Source organism: Emticicia sp. BO119 (assembly GCF_013912375.1).
GTDB lineage: Bacteria > Bacteroidota > Bacteroidia > Cytophagales > Spirosomataceae > Emticicia.
This window is the reverse complement of sequence record NZ_JACETV010000002.1, coordinates 919,312-937,936: the sequence shown is the minus strand read 5'-3', so window position 1 is coordinate 937,936 and position 18,625 is coordinate 919,312. Positions and strand designations below refer to the sequence as shown.

Here is an 18,625-nt window from a genome sequence, read left to right as displayed (position 1 = left end):
ATTTTACCCAACGCCCTCTGCCCTTACCCCCATGCTATTCCGTTTTCAAACTCTTCACAGGATTCATTAATGCGGCTTTAATGGCCTGATAACTTACTGTTAATAAAGCAATAAGTGCGGCAGCGACTCCTGCTATAATATAGATGGGTATTCCGATATCAATGCGATAGGCAAAGTTTTTCAACCAGTCAGTCATTACCCAACCGGCAATCGGGAAAGCAACCACGGCCGCTATTAATACCAATTTTACAAAATCGCCCGAAAGCATTCCGACAATACTACCTACACTTGCCCCCAATACCTTGCGGATACCAATCTCTTTCGTGCGTTGCTCAGCTGTAAAAGCTGCCAGACCAAATAAACCAAGGCAGGAAATGACAATAGCCAGCAGGGCAAAATAACCTGATAATCTGCTCACCATTTGCTCACTTTTATACAATTTTGCATACTCTTCATCTACAAATTTGTAGGTAAATGGAAAATTCGGGTTAAAATCTTTAAAAAGTCTCTCCAGATTATCTATTGCTTCTTTTGTTTTTCCTTTTTCAGTCCGGATCAGAATATTTCCATCGTTTATGGTGGGTTCTAAACGAATTACTAATGGCTTAATGTCCTCATGCAAAGAAGTAAAATGAAAATCTTTCAATACACCTACAATCTTTCCTTTTCTTCCCCACATAGTTAGTGGCTGGTCAATCGGATTTTTATAGTTAATCCGTTTCAAGGCAGCCTCATTGATAATAAGCCCAACTGAATCGGTAGAGAAAGTTCTGGAGAAATCACGGCCGTACGCCATTTTCAAATCCATTGTTTTTACCCAATCATAGTTGATAAAAGCAAATGTAAACTGAATGTTTACATTCGGGTCTTTGCCTACCCAGTTTAATCCTCCTGTGCTATTTCGGATACTCGTTGGATTCTGAGAAATAGAAGACATACTTTTGATACCATTAGCTTTTAGAGCCTCTTCTTTAAATGAATCATATTTCACCACTAAATCTCCTTCTAATGGAATAGAAATCAGATTTTCACGATTATACCCAATATTCTCTGTCTGAAGATATTCTACCTGCTGATAGACAACCACCATTCCTATCATAAAAACTATTGACAGTACAAATTGAAAAACAACCAGTCCTTTCCGAAGAAATGAGGCATTTGCACTGAATTTCAGACTTCCTTTTAAGACACGAATCGGACTTAACGAGGATAAGAAAAATGCAGGGTAACTACCTGCTAAAACACCTGTGAATAGCAATAAACCTATAATGCCCAAGGCAAAAAATGGTTGGTCTATTGGCAAACTCATTTGCTTGCCTGTCAGGGTATTAAAATAAGGTAAAAGGAAATATACCGCAAAAACGGTAATAATGGTCGAAAAGAAAGTCAGCAAAACAGCCTCTCCTATAAATTGTCTTATCAGAGCAAACCTTACAGCTCCCATCACTTTCCTGACACCCACCTCTTTTGCTCTTTTGGCCGAGCGGGCAGTTGCCAGGTTCATAAAATTGATACAGGCAATCAACAAAATAAAGATAGCGACGATGCTAAAAAGGCGCAGGTAGTCGACACGTCCTCCGGCCTGTTGACCATTTTTGAAGTTATTATAAAGATAGGTATCTCCGAAATTCTGCATACTAAGCCTGATATAAAAGGCTTTATTCTGGTCTTTATTCAGGTTATCTAAAAAGCGTTCTATTTTAGCTTCAAATTGAGCTGGTTTTGCATCATTGCGTAATTGAACATAAGTAAAAGGCGAATTGTTTCCCCAATCTTTTGCCCATTCATTTTCTTTTAAGAAGGTATCCCAACTCAACACATAATCAAATTTCTCGGAGGCAGCAGCAGGAACATTCTCAAAAACAGCCGATACTACCAGGTTTTCCCGATTCTCATATCTGATAGCCTTACCAATTGCTTTTTGGGGACTTCCAAAAAACATTTCTGCCATATTACGGGAGATAGCTATACCTGTAGGATTCGTCAGAGCTGTTTGAGCAGTTCCTTGTAAGATGGGGTAACTGAACATCCTGAAAAAATCATCACCTGCATAACACCCTACTACTTTATTAATTTTGTCGTTCACCTGAAAAGTATAGCGATAGTCCCATTCAACCCCGCAAGCATATTTTACTTCTGGCAGCACTCGCTTCATTTCATCAGCCATAAGAGCTGGGGTACTGAAATGAGTATCTATTTTCCCATCATGATACTGGCGTTCATATATAGCATATAAATCCTTACTATTGTCATGAAATTTATTCTTCTTATATTCATCTTCTATCCAGAGATAAATCATCAGGCTACAGGCCATTCCCATCGAAAGACCTAAAATGTTGATAAGGGAAAAGCTCTTGCTTTTCCACAAATTCCTCCAGGCGATTTTTAAATAGTTACGTATCATAATTTGTAACGGTTAGAGCTAAGAGCAGAGGGCATGAAGCAGAGGGAAATTTCAACCCCATGCCCTCTGCCCTTAGCCCCACGCTATTCTGTCTTCAAACTCTTTATAGGATTCATCAGAGCCGCCTTAATTGCCTGATAGCTCACGGTCAACAAGGTAATACCCAAAGCACCCATGCCAGTTAGTACAAAAATCCACCACGAGATTTCTGTGTGGTATTTATATTTCTCCAACCACTGGTTCATAAAATAATAGGCAATTGGAGCGGCTACAACAGATGATATAACAACCAATACCACAAAATCTTTAGATAACATCCCCCACAAGCTACCTATACTTGCGCCTAATACTTTGCGGATGCCTATTTCTTTCGTACGTTGTTCTGCTACGAAAGAAGCCAGACCAAACAGGCCTAAACATGAGATAAGAATGGCAAGCAAAGCAAAGAAACTGGCTAATTTACCAATGCGTTCTTCCTGACTGAATTTATTGCCATATTCCTGATCAACAAATCGATAATCAAATAAAGCAGATGGTACTATTTCTTTGAAAACCGCTTCTATTTTTGGCAAGGCTTCACTTGCACTGACAGTAGGTTTAATCTTAATAATCATCTGGCTGACATCAACATACTTAGGGTCAAGGAAATAGAAAGAGCGTTTCACAGGGTCATAAGGGGACTGCATCACCAAATCTTTAACCACCCCGATAATCTGCCAGGTTTCTCCTGCACCTTCATCAGGGTTGGTAATAAATTCACCTATAGGGTTCTTTAAGCCCATATATTTTGCAGCCGTTTCATTAATGATTATGGCATTGGAATCTGTTGCATAGGCTCTTGAGAAATCACGACCGGCAATAATTTTCCAGTCAACCAGTTTACCAAAATCATGTGTTACATTGATTACTGCAAAATCAGAAGCTAATTCGGGGTCTTTGCCTTTCCAGTTATAGCCACCTGCATTGCTCCATATCTCGGTCATAGGGCTTGAAGATAAGGCCATGTTTTTTACCATGCCCGTATTAATTAATTGTGTCTTTATCACATCCTGTTTGCCCTGATAATTAGGGTCATTCAACGATACTTTAATCAAGCCTTCTCTATTGTAACCCACTGGTCTGTTACGGGCATGTTTAATCTGCTGATACACCACAATAGTACCTACAATCAACACAACCGAAACTGTAAATTGCACAACTACCAGAACCTTACGTGGAAGAGAAGCAAAACGCCCTAATTTGAAAGTCCCTTTCAATACCTTGACAGGTTGGAAAGATGAGAGGTAAAATGCAGGATATACGCCAGCCAACCCGGCTGTAAATAAAATAAATGCTATACTGATTGCCCAGAAAACCGGATTTGTAAACGGTATCGACATATCTTTATCAGCCAGATTATTAAACCACGGTAACGATAATAAAACAAGGCCTACAGCCAAAGCAAAGGCGAATAAAACAACCAGGAAAGATTCACTTAGAAACTGTTGAACCAATTGCACTCTGATTGAACCGATAGCCTTCCGGATACCTACTTCTTTAGCACGTTTTTCTGAGCGTGCCGTGCTGAGGTTCATAAAATTGATACAGGCCAACAGCAAAACAAAGATACCTACAATCCCAAACAGCCATACAAAGGTGATGCGCCCTCCTGCTACCTTACCATCTTTAAACTCTGAGTATAAATGCCATTGTTTCATCGGATACAAGAATATACCCGGATTATATTTTCTCCACTCCTCAGCTATCTGCTTAGGCGCATTTTTATCATAAAAATCTTTCAAGGCTATATTCGCCTGCTCTACCGAAATATTCGGTTGCGTTTGTACATATACATTAAACGAACTGTTTTCCCACTCGTTTTCACATGATTTTACCCAATCATTTGACGATACCCACAATGCCCAGGGAGAGAAAAACTGTACCTCATTGAAACGATTGTTTTTTGGCAGATCTTCATAAACACCCCTTACTACTACATCCATTCGGTTGTCGATTTTGAGGTTTTTGTTTAGTGGATCAACGCTCCCGAAAATGGCATCTGCCGTAGATTTTGAAAGAATAATTGAATGTGGGTCTTGTAAAGATGCCGCCGAACCTTTCAGCATTTTCAGCGAAAGCATATCAATCACCTCTCCATCAATAAACTCTCCCTTTTTAGGGTACTTCTCATTTACTGAAGAAAGCGTATAATCACCTACCCAGAATGCCAGCAATATATTTTTAAAATAGTGTTTATAGTTGTTCTTAAGACTTGTACCTATCGGGAATTGTAAGGCTGTACCACTTCTGGTAATCCCTGTATTAGGGTCGGTGCCTATGCTGCGTATCTGTGCAATAGACTCGTAATTTTTATGGTATTTATCGTATGATAATTCGTCATAAATCCAAAGGCCTATCAATATGGCTACAGACATACCTACGGCCAGCCCACCAATATTGATGAATGAATAAACCTTGTTCTTAACAAGATTTCTGAATGCGATTTTGAAATAGCTTAAAAGCATAGTTTTGTGCTTAGGGCATAGGGTGTGGAGCATAGGGTAGGAAAAAACCATTACCCTATGCCCTTTGCGCCATGTTATTCCGTTTTTAATGATTTAATCGGGTTCATCAAAGCCGCCTTTATTGCCTGATAACTCACAGTCAGTAAGGCAATTGCAGTTGCTGAAACCCCTGCTAACACAAAAACCCACCACTCAATATCAATCCTGTATGCAAAGTCCTGCAACCACTGTTTCATACCATAATAAGCTATAGGAGAAGCAATGATAATACTGAGGAAAACAAGTTTCAGGAAATCTTTCGAAAGCAATGTTGTGACACTCAGGATAGAAGCCCCTAACACTTTTCTGATGCCGATTTCTTTGGTGCGAGTTTCAGCTGCGAAACTTGCTAAACCAAAGAGCCCCAGACAAGCTACCAATATGGCCAAACCAGCAAAAATACTTATGACTTGAAGCAACCGTACATCTGATGCATAATATTGATTGAGTCTTTCATCTAAAAAATAATAATTGAATGGATGCTTGCTTTCCAACTCTTTCCATGTTTTCCCTACAAAAGCTAATGTTTCTTTAATCTTGCCTGTCTTTATTTTGAGTGTCAGATATAGAGGGTTATCTTTTAAGATAAAAGCTGCCGGTTGGATGGTTTCGCGCAACGAAACCACATTATAATCTTTCATGACACCTATTACTCTGGCATCTATTCCTCCGCTAATCTTGAATCTTTTTCCAATAGGGTTCTGCCAGTTCAGGTATTTAACCATCGCCTCATTAATAACAATTGAGTTAAGCGTATCAGTTGGAAAATCCTTTGAGAAGAATCGTCCTTTTACCATAGGAATATTATAAGTGGCCGTATAATTGGCGTCAGATTGTTGCACCCCTGCCATCAGGTTATCTTTTTCGGTGTATCCTTCGGGAATAATTCCAAAACCCATATACCCTTGCCCTGGAACTCTTGCGCTAAGGCTCAGCTTTTCGACTCCATCAAAACTCTGAATGTTTGATACAAACAGCTTTGCTTTGCTCTCCATACCTGTATCAGTCAATTGTATAATAATTTGCTGGTCTTTATCAAAGCCCAAATCTTTCTTTACCAGAAAATCAATCTGATTATTAATGACAATCATACCAATAATCAAAAGGGTTGATAAAGTAAATTGTGTTATGACCAACGACTGGCGTAGCCAGGAGTCTTTACCAACCTTGGTTGTACTTTTGAAGACATCAACAGCCTGAAAACGGGTTTGAAAAAGCGCAGGATATAAACCAGCCATGAGGCTCACAATGATAATAAAACCGACAAGAGCAAAAAGAATACCTGGCCGTAGTAATTGAGAAAAATCTATATGAGCATTTGCTAACTGGTTAAAGTCTGGCAATAAACCTGAAACGAGTAGAAGTGCCAGCAAAAACGCTGTTAAGCAAACCAATGACGACTCAATGAAAGACTTAAAAATCAACTGTTTACGAACCGCTCCCAATACTTTTTGCATACCTACTTCTTTAACTCTTTTGAGCGATAAAACTGTAGAGAGATTGATAAAATTGAAGCAGGCAATGAGCAGAATAAATATAGAAATACCAATGAGTGCGTAAACTATTTTATCGCTATTTGACCTGAAACTCTCAGAAAATTTAACATCGGCCGAACCTAAATAAATATCATTAATCGATTGCAGATAATGCTTGTACTGGTCTTTTCTTTCAGGAAGATTTTTATTAAAAAGCGTTGCGATTTTTGACTCAACTAAGTGGTTATCTGCATTTTCCTTCACCAGTACATAGGTATAAACTACTTGAGTCAACCAATTATTTAACCAGGGAAAATAGTCTTTGTTTGGTCCTGATGTGGTAGTTTTCCAGGAAATAAGCATATCAAATTTGATATGCGAATCAAGTGGAACATCTTCTGTTACTCCCGTAATTGTTACAGGGGTTTCATTCAAAGTAATAAGTGTTTTACCGATAGGATCATTGTTACCGAAAAAACGCTTGGATGTTTTTTCGGTAATAACCGCAGTATTAGGTTCAGATAAAACTGTTTGTCTATCTCCTTTTAACAATTTAAAGTCGAAAATCTGAAAGAAATCAGCATCAGCATAAGCCACATCGCTCAATTTATTCTGGGTAGTCCCATAATTGACTCCCATTTCATTAAACCAGGGGCGAAACCGCACAGCGTACTCAATCTCAGGGATCTCTCTGGGCAATACCGTTGCCAAAGCTCCCGAAGTAATACTATGTTTTTCAGGGGTTTTGTTTACCTCAGATACAACTTTGTTGATACGAAAAATCTGTTTGTTTTTCTGATGAAATCTATCAAAAGATATTTCAGAATAGGCATATAGCCCAAGCACAATGCAACACGCCAGACTAATGGCAAGTCCGGAAACATTGATAAGCGTAAAAGTCTTGTTTTTGAACAAGCTACGCAGCGTGATTTTCAGATAGTTTCGTAGCATAATCTTTTTTGTTTAGGGCAGAGAGCATGGGGCATAGGACGAAAAAACTCTGCCCTAAGCCCCTTGCCCTATGCTATTCAGTTTTTAATGATTTAACCGGATTCATCAAAGCCGCTCTGATAGCCTGATACCCTACTGTAATTAAGGCCAGTCCTATCGCTCCCAAGCCAGAGGAAGCAAAAATCCACCATGATATATCTACTTTGTATTCAAAGTTTTCCAGCCATTTATCCATCATATAATACGCAACAGGGCTTGCAATCAGAATGGATATCATTACCAGTTTCAAAAAATCTTTACTTAACAATGCTGTAATACCCAACACCCCTGCCCCAAGTACTTTTCTGATTCCGACTTCTTTTGTACGGCTTTCGGTAGTAAAGGTAGCTAATCCGAAAAGGCCCAAACAGGCAATGATAATAGCCCAGATAGACGATGTAGTGAATATTCTGCTGTATTGTTGCTCAGTAAGGTATTGCTTGTTGAAGTTTTCGTCTACAAAGAAGTATTCGTAAGGATTACCCGCAAAATTCGCTTTATATAGTTTTTCCAGACTTGCTATCTTATCCTGCACTTTGTCAGGCGTTAGTCTTACAGTAAAATAAGCTGATGAATTCTGCGGATAGAATATGATCGGGTCAATGGCTTTCTGAACACCCTGATGATGATAGTTTTTCACTACGCCGATAATCTCCAGCGTTCTTCCGTCCCATTGAACTTTTTCATTTACTGCTTTTTCAGCCGAAGTAAAGCCAAGAGACTGTACTCCTCTTTCATTAAGCAATATTTTATTATTATTCATCCAGTCTACATTGCATTCGGCAGAGGTAAAATTTCTGCCTGCTTTCAGGTCAATTCCATAGGTTTTCAGGAATCTGTCTCCAATAATTGCGAATGAATAAGTTTTCAGTTCATCACCGGATTTTGATTTTGCCTGTGTAACGCCCGAGGTAGTGAAATTATACCAACCACTGGGGATACTGCCTGATGCACAGTAATCTTTTATAAAACTTTGTTGAGACAGACCATCGATAAAGGCTGTTTTACGTATTTTATAAGTACTATCCTTCCCTACTTCAGGCCCTTTAATAACCAGTAACTGATGGGTATTCATACCCAGATTTTTGTTTTGCATAAAATGCAACTGGCGGTAAATCAGAACCGTTCCTAAAATAAGCATGATAGAAATACTGAATTGCGAAACTACCAAAGCCTTACGTAAGAATACGCCCTTTAATTGTTTACCTAATTTACCTTTCAGCGTTTCGATTGGATTGAAGTTTGATAAAACAAAAGCTGTTAAAGCCCCTGAAAGGATTGAACCTATAAATAGTAAACTTAACCCTAAAATAGAAACTAACGAAAACTGAATAGTCTGGATAGATAATTCTTTACCGATCAGTTCATTGAAGAACGACTGAAACGAGTAGATAAAGAATACAGATAAGCCAAAACCCAGCAGGTTCACTACGATTGATTCTCCTAAAAATTGTGCAATCAGATTGATTCGAGTTGCCCCTATTACTTTTCTAACCCCCACCTCATTGGCCCTTTTTAAAGAATTAGCCGTTGAAAGATTGATATAATTAAACCAGGCCACCAGGAGTATCAAGAAGGCAATACCGCCCAACATATATACGTATTTCAGATTTCCGGTTGTCTGATAGGTATCGCTCAATGAGGAGGCCAAGTGAACATTAGCCAAAGGCTGTAACCTGAAACGGGTATCATCATTTTCTTTGCCTGATTTCTTGCGTAAATCTGTTAGTTTGCTTTCAAACGCCTTCGGGTCAACACCTTTGTTGAGCAGAAAGTAGGTATTGATGTATTGAAAATCAAGGCTGGTTAAAGTAGCCCATTCATTGCCATTCAGATAGCCGGGGCTTTTCATGGTTTCTAATGAAAATACCATGTCGTATCTGATGTCTGAATTGTCTCCCATATCAGCAAAAACTCCCTCTATTTTATGGGCCGAAGTACCAAACTGATTATCCAGCATCAGTATCTGTCCTACCGGATTATTGTTACCGAAATATTTTTTCGCAGTTTTCTCAGAAATAAAAACAGTGTTGGGCTTATTAAGGGCTTTAGCATTACCGGATATCAGGGGGAAAGAAAAAAACTCAAAGAAATTACCTTCTGCAAAACCAATATCTGACTCGCGGAATGGCTCACTATTGACGTTGGCTTTTTTGACCACACCTTTAGAAACGCCCGATTCAAACCGGCAAAAATCTTTAATTTCAGGGAAATTTTCTTTGGCTTTTAATGCCCAGCCAGGTCCGATATCCGGCGAGGTAATTCCGTGAATATCCTCATTCAGCAGACGGTAAGTATCTGCCGAATTTTTGTGGAAATTATTAACACTTTTTTCAAGACTGATGTATTCCAGAATAAATAAAAAAGCAGTAATACCCATAGCTAAACCAACAATATTGATAAAGCTATATACCTTGTTACGAACAAGATTTCTAAAGGCGATTGTTAGATAATTTCGTAGCATATTTTTTTGCTTTGGGCAGCGGCATGGGGCATGGAACAGAACCCTCTGCCCTCCACCCAATGCTGTTTGCTATTCAGTTTTTAATGACTTAACCGGATTCACCAATGCTGCTCTGATGGCCTGATAACTTACTGTTAGTAAGGCAATTAATAAAGAAGTAAAAGCAGACCCAACAAACACCCACCAATGAATCTCCACTTTGTAAGCAAAGTTCTGAAGCCATTTGTTCATCAAAACTACGGCTACTGGTATGGCTATTACTGAGGCCAGCAATACCAGTTTTATAAAATCTTTATTCAATAAAATGAATATAGAGGCCACACTGGCACCTAATACTTTTCTTACACCTATTTCTTTTACTCTTTGCTGTGCAGTGAAGGCGGCTAAACCGAATAAACCAAGACAAGCCAATAGAACCGATATGATGGCAAAATACAGCGAAAGTGCTCCTTGTTTTTGCTCTGCTTCATACTGACGGGCAAAATTCTGATTCAGAAAATTGATTTCAATCGGACTTATTTTATCAAATTCGCGATAAGTCTTTTCAATATAAGCCAATGCTTCCCTGGTTTGTGAAGTATTGAGTTTTACGTAAAGATTATCCTCCATGCTTGCTTGCACAGGCATTATCAGCACTACAGGCTCTACCTTATGTTGCAAAGAATACGTATGAAAATCTTTGAATACACCTATGATTTTCCGCTCAACAGTAAGGTCATTATTGATTTTCACCTGCATCCTTTTTCCTATCGGATTTGAGAACCCCAGTTGTTTCATTAAGGTCTCGTTGATGAGTGCAGCGTCGGTAACGTCGCTTGGTTTATTTTCTGAAAAATTATCCCCTAACTTCATCTTAATATCCATCGTTGGCACAAAGGAGGCGTTCACCACCAGCTCTTGTACTACCGTAGAATTAGTTGAAATAGAACCATCCGGTTTTTCAAAGTAGTAGGGCATCTGACCCAGATTATTATTACCGATAGGGTTGCCGGCTGTAGCCACGTTTTCTATCAAAGGACTTTTCATTAACTGCTCCCTCAACGATTTCACCTTTGTGCGTAAATTTCTATCATCGATATGTATCGTCACCACCTGTTCTCTGTTAAACCCGAGGTCCTTATTAGCTGAAAACTGTAATTGCTGATAGATAATCCATGCTCCGGCAATTAAAATCATGGTTGCAACAAACTGAAATACGACCAGCGATTTTCTAAAAATGATACTTTGGTTTAAGTTCCCTGAAAGCCCTTTTAAGGCTAAAACAATTTTGAATCTTGAAATAAAGAAAGCAGGATAACTTCCACTCAGCAAGCCAATAAAGAGACTGAAAAGAACGAAGCCAGCTATTGAAACTCCAAAACCAAATCTATCAATGCTTAAAGATTTGTCTGCCAATTGATTGAAAAATGGCAGAAGTGAACTTATTAAAAATACTGAAATGAATGAGGCGATGATGCTAAGTGTCATGGCTTCCATAATAAATAAGCCCATTAAATCAGTTTGAGTAGAACCGATTGCCTTGCGAACACCCACTTCACGGGTTCTTAAACCTGCTCTGGCTGTGGCCAGATTCATATAATTAATGATGGCGATAATGAGTATCAAACCTGCTAAGGCCATGAATAAATATACACGGTTGATAGAACCATTGGCACCTATTTCGTATTGCAGGTTAGAATGTAAATAAATATCTCTCAGCGACTGCAATTCCATTCTGTAAGAGACTACAGGCATTTCTTTCAAAATGGTTTTCTGCGCAAAGGCCGGGAATTTTGCTTCTAACTTACTCTTGTCCACTCCATCGCTCAGAAGTAAATAGGTATATAAATTAGACTCCTGCCAGCCTGCAGTATAGTTGGTCGGCAGAGAACGTAAGCCCTCAAATTGTAAATGAGAATTGGCAGGCATATCCTGAATAACGCCAGTAATTTTATTGGCTACTGTTTTATCAAACATGATCGTCTGATTCAACGCCTTTTGTGCACTGCCGAATATTTTTTTTGCCAATGTTTCATTGATAACAATGGTATTAGGCTCTGAAAGCGCAGTTTTAGGATTACCTGCCAAAAAAGGAAAGGTGAAAACCTCAAATACATTTTTATCTGTAAAAACTATATTACCAGCCTTCACAGTTTTATCTCCGAAAGTGATAACCCCACCACCTTCAGGTGAAATTCTGACTGCCTCTTTTACCTCTGGAAATTCAGCTTTCAATGCCGGAGCAAAGGCTGCTGATGTAACTGCATGATGTGCCTCACCACCCTCCCATTCGGCATGATGCACCAATCTTACTATATTATCCCCCTTTGCATGAAAATTATCAAAACTTAGCTCATCAAATACATATAGCGAAATCAGACAAAAGACGGTAAAGCCAACGGCTAATCCACCGATGTTGATAAAAGAGTAAACCTTGTTTTTTATAAGGTTACGTATGGCGATTTTTAAATAGTTGCGTATCATAATGCCCATAGCCCCAAATAGGGGACTTTTTAAAAAGTTGAAAATTAACCCCTAACCTCTAAAGGGGAATTTAATATAATAATGCGTAAGCAACTCCCCTTTAGGGGTTGGGGGCTTTAATACTTTCTTTCAATGCCTTCTCAAACGCCTCAGGTTGGTCGAACCATAATAAATGTCCTGCGTTTTTGATGGAAATAAACCGACTATTTGGTATTTCATTATACCATTTTGGCATTAATGTATTTCCAAAATCAAGAAAATCATTATCGCCCATAATCACTCTTATCGGAAAACCTGTTTTTTGAAGTGCGGTGAAAAAATTAAAGCCATCAGGAGGATAGGTTCTCGTAGTCAGGTTATATACATTGAATTTAAAAAGTGGACCGCCTCCCTGAAATTTCTTCCAGTTGCTCACATCGTAAACCATTCTGCCACAAAGATTTATTCTGTTTTTAAAGGTCTCCTGTCTTGAATTCAGATTATCTCCGGTCAGGTTATATTTTTCTAATTCAGCTCTTATGTCGGGTCTGACTAAAAAACTCTCAAAAGCCGGTCGGCTTACGCTCAGAATAGCTATATCACCTTTCGACAAGGGTTCCTTTAAATAGGCAGGTGCTAAAAGTATTAGTTTTTTGATTCTTTCAGGGTATCTTGACGCATAAGCCCCTGCTAAAAGCCCACCCATTGAATGACCCACCACTATCATTTTTTGTATCCCCAATTCTTTTCTTAACCGCTCCAAATCTTCTATATGTGCATCAAAACTTATCAGTGAATCGGCACATGGAGACCTGAGCGAACCTCTTTGCTCATAAAATATAAAATGAAACTGAGAACCCAGATTTCTTACAGCATCTACCAGTTCATCATGCGCACCACCCCATCCTCCATGCAACATCACAATAGTATCTTTTCCCATGCCCATTTCTTTTACATAAAGCTGTGGGGAATTTTGAGAACTACCTGTACGCAAAAACCAGTCTATTGTTGTCGGAATCTGCTGACCTGATAGATTTGAGCTCAGAAAAGCTGCAAAAATTATTAAGATTATTTGCTTCGCCATATTGTCCCTAACCCTAAAAGGGAATTTGCTTTAATAGTAAGACAATCTGTATCCCAGCTCCCCTTTAAAAGAAAGTGGCCGGGGGATTTTATTCACTTCTCAACGATTTCATCGGATTCATCAACGCTGCTTTAATTACCTGATACCCTACAGTTAAAGCTGCCACCACAAACGTTGAGGTAATAGCTAAAATAAATACATCTATTTTGATGTCGATACGGAATTTAAAATCCTGTAACCAGTTGCTCATCAACCACCAGGCAAGTGGTGCGGCCACCAGAAAAGCGATAATTATCAGTCGGGAAAATTCTTTTCCGAAAATCCAGATAATACTACCAATACTACTGCCTAAAACTTTTCTGATACCGATTTCTTTCGTCTTCTGGGTAACCATAAACGAAACAAGCCCGTATAACCCTAAACAACCAATGAATATAGCAATGCCTGAAAATGCCTGTATCATTTTCAGCATGATACTTTCTGTTTCATAAAACTCGGCAATGCTTTCATCTAAAAACTGATACTCGTAAATCTGGTCAGGGTGCGCTTGCGTCCATATTTTTTCTACAGAGGCAAGGGTTGTCTGCGCATTGGCCATATTTAGTTTCACACCATAGCTGTCATAATTATCAGCCAGAGTCGTAATCAAAACCGGATTAATTTCTTCATGAAAAGAGCGGTCATGAAAATCTTTGACAACACCTACAATCGGCCCTGTGCTGTGCCCGCCATTCATTGATATGGTTTTTCCGATGACTTCCTGAGGAGATGCCAGATTAAGTTTGCGGACAAAGGTTTCATTCACCAGACATTCTCTCATACTATCGGCAGGAAAAATATTCCTTCCGGTTACCAACTCGAGGTCAAAAGTTGAAAGGTATTCGTCATCTCCTGATTTTACATTTACTCTGAACACCTCGTCTTCAGTCCGGTTGTCAAACTTTACAGAGGTGCTCCAGTTTGAACCTGAAGCTGGAGGTCTGAAAAAGAGAGATACTTTTTCAACACCACTTAATGCAGAAAATTGGTTCTTAATTGTCTTCTGTTTATTAAAATCCGTTCCAGAAGCTATCGGAATTGTTACGATAGCCTCTTTTTGAAAACCGAGGTCTGATTGTTGCGCATATTTCATCTGATTCGCAATAATAACCATGCCGATAATCAAAACCTGAGAAATAGCAAACTGAGTAATAATTAGTGTACGTCGTGTGTTAAAACCACCTATATTTTGTTGAGATAGTTTTCCTTTAAGAGCGAGAACAGGCTGGAACCCGGCCAATATAAGACCGGGATAAGACCCTGAAAATAAAGTAACTACTACAATTAATGAGACAATAAAAAGCATTAACTGCCAGTCATTGACCAGATTAATACTGATTTGTGAACTAAACCAGGTGTTCACATAAGGTAAAGCGGCAAAAGCCAATACAATCGCAACCACCGCCCCTAAGATGCTTATCAGGCTTGTTTCTGAAATAAACTGCCAGAAAAGTTGCATTCGTACACTGCCTAACACTTTTCTTACGCCTACTTCTTTAGAGCGTTTCAATGCCTGCGCTGTGGCCAGATTAATAAAATTAACACAAGCTGTAATAATCAGAAACAAGCCGATGAATGATAGTACCCATAGATTCTTCTTGTCCATTGGGCCATTGTAACGGGCATCAAAGTGCATTTCTGCCAAAGGCTGAAATTTATAATGATGAACGTTTTTGGAGGTCGGACGATACTTTTTCACATAGGCAGGCATCACTTTTTCAACCTGAGCAGGAGAAATACCGGGGCGAAGTAATACAAAGCATTGCATAGAACTCGAAATTCCTCCCCAGGAATCATCGCTGGCGGCCCATTCATTATAAGATTTTAAGGTCAGATAAGACGCATAAATATCCGTTTGTCTGTCACTATTGGCTGGCAGATCTTTTAGGATACCCGTAACCTTAAATTCAATACGGTTATCAAGTTTAAAGGTTTTGTTAATGGGGTTTTCGTTGCCAAAATACTTTTTAGCGGCTCTTTCGGTCATGATTGCCGTATTGGGCTCACTTAAAACTGTTTTTTTATCTCCAATCAAAAGAGGATAATTAAAAATGTCAAAAAACTCTGTTTCCGTAAATGCAATACCTTCATCATCTTTAAATTTCTTTATTTCATTCCCTTGCTTTACAGTAATCAGTTGGTCGTCAAAAGTACAGATACGGGCAACTTTTTCACCGAAAGTATAATCATTCCGAAATGCCTTTCCTAAAGGATTCGGCACACTATTCGTATAACTGATATTATCCCGGTGTTGCTCAGTAACAATGCGATAAATACGATCAGAATTTGCATGGAAGTTATCGAAGCTCAAGTGGTGTTTTACTAAAGCAAAAATAAGGATTCCGCAACTCATGCTCAATGCCAGCCCCATGACATTGATTAAGGCATAAACCTTATTTCGTTGCAGATTCCTTATCGCTATTTTAAAATAATTTTTCAACATAGCTTTTTCATAATTTTGTATTGTGTATTATAATTATCTAAAGCCATGCCAAAAACATAAACAATTAATAATCAAAACCTTACGATAAAATACCCAAAAGAATCTGTCCGTTTTCGGACGGCTCTCGTACGTTCACGGACAAGGTTTTTCAGGTCACTCTGAAATACTTCTATGTATAGTTTTATGTATTCTGTACGCTGAATTCTGTATTATAACCAAAACCTGTTTTTCGCAGAGGTTTTTCATGGCTGTTTTGTGCTGAAATTATTAAACAGCTACAAACTTTATGCAATCAAAATCATCTATTCTCGACAAAAAATTCTGGGCTATCTGCCTTGTATCAGGGCAATTGATTGTTATCATCAGTTCTTTTTTCTGGAAAGAAAATGGTCGTCATACCATCAATGGCTCAGTTCTGGTCTTCTTTTCAATGCTCTTTCTGGCTATAGGTCTTATCGGCATTTTTGATTCACTGAAACCCAAGCTCCCGGTGTATTCACGTCTGGGATTACTGTATGTTCTTTATGGAATATTCGGTGGGATAGCGTTTGCATTTGAGGGCTTATATTCCGATATTTTCAATATTTCAGACAAAATTGGAGTAGAAGCAGCAAAACTTTACCCTACCCAGTTAAATCTGGTTTTATTCTGGAGCGGGCCGGCTTTTCCATTAAGTTTACTTGTACTTGGGATTGTACTTACACGCACAAAGCTTGTCCGATGGTGGGTAGGCACGCTGCTATCTGTAGGGGGAGTTACTTTTCCGGTAAGCAGAATATTGCGTATTGAATGGTTGGCACATTTGAATGATCTGATTCTATTTATACCTTTATGTATCATCGCCTATCTATTCTGGAACACCAATGAAGCCGAATAATTTTTTCAGTAATTCATTCTTTCAGTTTATTATCATCACCCTTGTCAATTTCGGGTTAGGGGGAGGCCTTTTTCTTTTATCCACCTTGATGGGCTACATACCTGATTCAAATGCTCCTCTTGGTGCTGCCAATGACTTTATTTTTTATGATAACCTTCTGGAGTCATTTATGGCTGTTGTGGTTATCTACCTTTATCGCAGATACACATTCATCAACAAACAAAAAACTTTTTTAAATTACCTGGCTTTAGGTATTCTCTTGTATTTGGGCAAAGGAGCACTTGTACTTTTAAGTGCCAAAGACCTTCCTTTTCATTATACCTTACAAGATTTGTTCTTTAACTTTAATGGTTCTATTGTATTCAGGTTGAATTTAGTCTGGGCCGGTTTATTTGCTTATTATTGGGTTGAAAATGAGAAAAGCCGTGAACAGCATTTTTTATTGAAGGAATTAGAGGTAACCCAACTAAAAGAACTAAAAACCAAAGCTGATTTAGAAGCTTTACAAGCCAAAATCAACCCCCATTTTTTGTATAATTCGTTAAACTCTATTGCCAATGCCATAGACGATGAACCACAGAAAGCCAAACAAATGACCTTGCTATTGAGCAGGTTTTTCAGATTCACTACCAACGCTCAAAGCCAGTATTACTGGACATTAGCCGAGGAATTAGATTTAGTACGAACATATCTATCTATTGAAAAAATAAGGTTTGGTGAAAGACTTGATTTCAGGATTCCTGACCTTGATTCTGATTTATCTGCCTGCATCATTCCACGTTTCCTTATTCAACCTTTAGCCGAAAATACCATAAAACATAGTATCTCAAAAATGCCAGATAAAGGAATAATGGGCATACAGATAAATTCTGATAATGATTTTATAGAATTAAAGATATATGATAATGGTCAGCCTTTTCAATCAGGGTTTCAGTATGGGTATGGTTTACGGAGTGTGAATGAAAAAATAAAATTATTGGGTGGAGAAAATGCTTCTTTTGCCGTTTTCAATGAATCTCCGACAAACCAAGAGAAATATCATGAAAATCCAACCAAATATATTTTGGTTCATCTTCCTAAAAAGTACGCATAATGAAAACAGTTATTATAGAAGATGAAGAGCTGGCAATTAAAGGATTAAAAAATCTGCTGGCAAATTATCCTGATTTTTTCGAGGTAGTAGCCATCGCCCGCAATGGAGATGAGGCTATTGAAATAGTAGAAAGGATTAAACCCGATCTGATTTTTCTCGATATTGAAATGCCCGTGTTTAACGGTTTTGAAGTGTTAAAAAAGCTCCGAACCATGCCCTTAATCGTATTTACAACCGCCTATGATGCCTTTGCCGTAAAAGCATTCGAAGAAAACTCAGTAGATTATCTATTGAAGCCCATAGAGAAACAACGCTTTGATTTGACAGTAATAAGATTAAAACAAAAGAAATCGGAACAACAAACACAATTTAATTTTCAGAAGTTTGCTAATTTATTATCTTCCATCGGAAATAAAAAAGAGATTCATTCACTCACGGTTAAGGCTGGCGAAAAAATGCTTTTCATTTCCATTACAGAAATTGCATATTTCTTTGCCGAAGAACGCTACGTTTTTCTGAATACTTTAGATGGTAAGCAATACCTGACAAATTATACTATTCAGAATCTGGAAGATATTTTGCCAAAAGAGTTTGTCAGAATAAGTCGCTCTACTATCATCAACTCAAAACATATCTTAGAAGCACAGCGTTTTTTTACAGGCAACTATATAATTACTCTCAAAGACGTGAAAAAATCAAAAATCGAGACAGGCCGTAAATACGTTGAAAACTTCTTCAGGTTATTTGATTATTAAGGATTTAGCTTAAAAA

Annotated in this window: 10 protein-coding genes; 3 read left to right on the top strand and 7 right to left on the bottom strand. The window is 38.4% G+C overall.

Going from position 1 to position 18,625, the window contains the following annotated elements; all coding sequences use genetic code 11:
* Nucleotides 1-34 precede the first annotated feature (34 nt).
* The 7 genes from H1R81_RS10720 to H1R81_RS10690 all read right to left on the bottom strand — a co-directional run bounded on the left by H1R81_RS10720 (nucleotide 35) and on the right by H1R81_RS10690 (nucleotide 15,884).
* Nucleotides 35-2,404, bottom strand: a complete 2,370-nt coding sequence (locus tag H1R81_RS10720; RefSeq protein WP_181840704.1) for an ABC transporter permease — start codon at nucleotides 2,402-2,404, stop codon at nucleotides 35-37.
* Nucleotides 2,405-2,487: 83 nt separating this feature from the next.
* The gene (locus H1R81_RS10715) at nucleotides 2,488-4,908 is read right to left on the bottom strand and encodes an FtsX-like permease family protein (RefSeq protein ID WP_181840703.1); all 2,421 of its coding nucleotides are present in this window, start codon (nucleotides 4,906-4,908) and stop codon (nucleotides 2,488-2,490) included.
* Between the two features lie 74 nt (nucleotides 4,909-4,982).
* A complete protein-coding gene (locus H1R81_RS10710; RefSeq protein WP_181840702.1) occupies nucleotides 4,983-7,373 on the bottom strand; it encodes an ABC transporter permease in 2,391 nt (796 codons plus the stop codon).
* Between the two features lie 73 nt (nucleotides 7,374-7,446).
* The gene (locus tag H1R81_RS10705; protein WP_181840701.1) at nucleotides 7,447-9,876 is read right to left on the bottom strand and encodes an ABC transporter permease; all 2,430 of its coding nucleotides are present in this window, start codon (nucleotides 9,874-9,876) and stop codon (nucleotides 7,447-7,449) included.
* Between the two features lie 69 nt (nucleotides 9,877-9,945).
* The gene (locus H1R81_RS10700) at nucleotides 9,946-12,339 is read right to left on the bottom strand and encodes an ABC transporter permease (RefSeq protein ID WP_181840700.1); all 2,394 of its coding nucleotides are present in this window, start codon (nucleotides 12,337-12,339) and stop codon (nucleotides 9,946-9,948) included.
* Between the two features lie 100 nt (nucleotides 12,340-12,439).
* A complete protein-coding gene (locus H1R81_RS10695) occupies nucleotides 12,440-13,402 on the bottom strand; it encodes an alpha/beta fold hydrolase (RefSeq protein WP_181840699.1) in 963 nt (320 codons plus the stop codon).
* Nucleotides 13,403-13,490: 88 nt separating this feature from the next.
* Entirely contained in the window at nucleotides 13,491-15,884 is a 2,394-nt protein-coding gene (locus H1R81_RS10690) for an ABC transporter permease (RefSeq protein ID WP_181840698.1), read from the bottom strand.
* A 286-nt stretch (nucleotides 15,885-16,170) separates the two neighbouring features.
* Between H1R81_RS10690 and H1R81_RS10685 the strand changes: the two genes are divergently transcribed.
* The 3 genes from H1R81_RS10685 to H1R81_RS10675 are packed head-to-tail and all read left to right on the top strand — an operon-like array spanning nucleotide 16,171 to nucleotide 18,609.
* A complete protein-coding gene (locus tag H1R81_RS10685; protein WP_181840697.1) occupies nucleotides 16,171-16,761 on the top strand; it encodes a hypothetical protein in 591 nt (196 codons plus the stop codon).
* The gene (locus tag H1R81_RS10680) at nucleotides 16,748-17,854 is read left to right on the top strand and encodes a sensor histidine kinase (protein ID WP_181840696.1); all 1,107 of its coding nucleotides are present in this window, start codon (nucleotides 16,748-16,750) and stop codon (nucleotides 17,852-17,854) included. The genes H1R81_RS10685 and H1R81_RS10680 overlap by 14 nt, the downstream gene beginning before the upstream one ends.
* A complete protein-coding gene (locus H1R81_RS10675; RefSeq protein ID WP_181840695.1) occupies nucleotides 17,854-18,609 on the top strand; it encodes a LytTR family DNA-binding domain-containing protein in 756 nt (251 codons plus the stop codon). The genes H1R81_RS10680 and H1R81_RS10675 overlap by 1 nt, the downstream gene beginning before the upstream one ends.
* The last annotated feature ends 16 nt before the right edge of the window (nucleotides 18,610-18,625 follow it).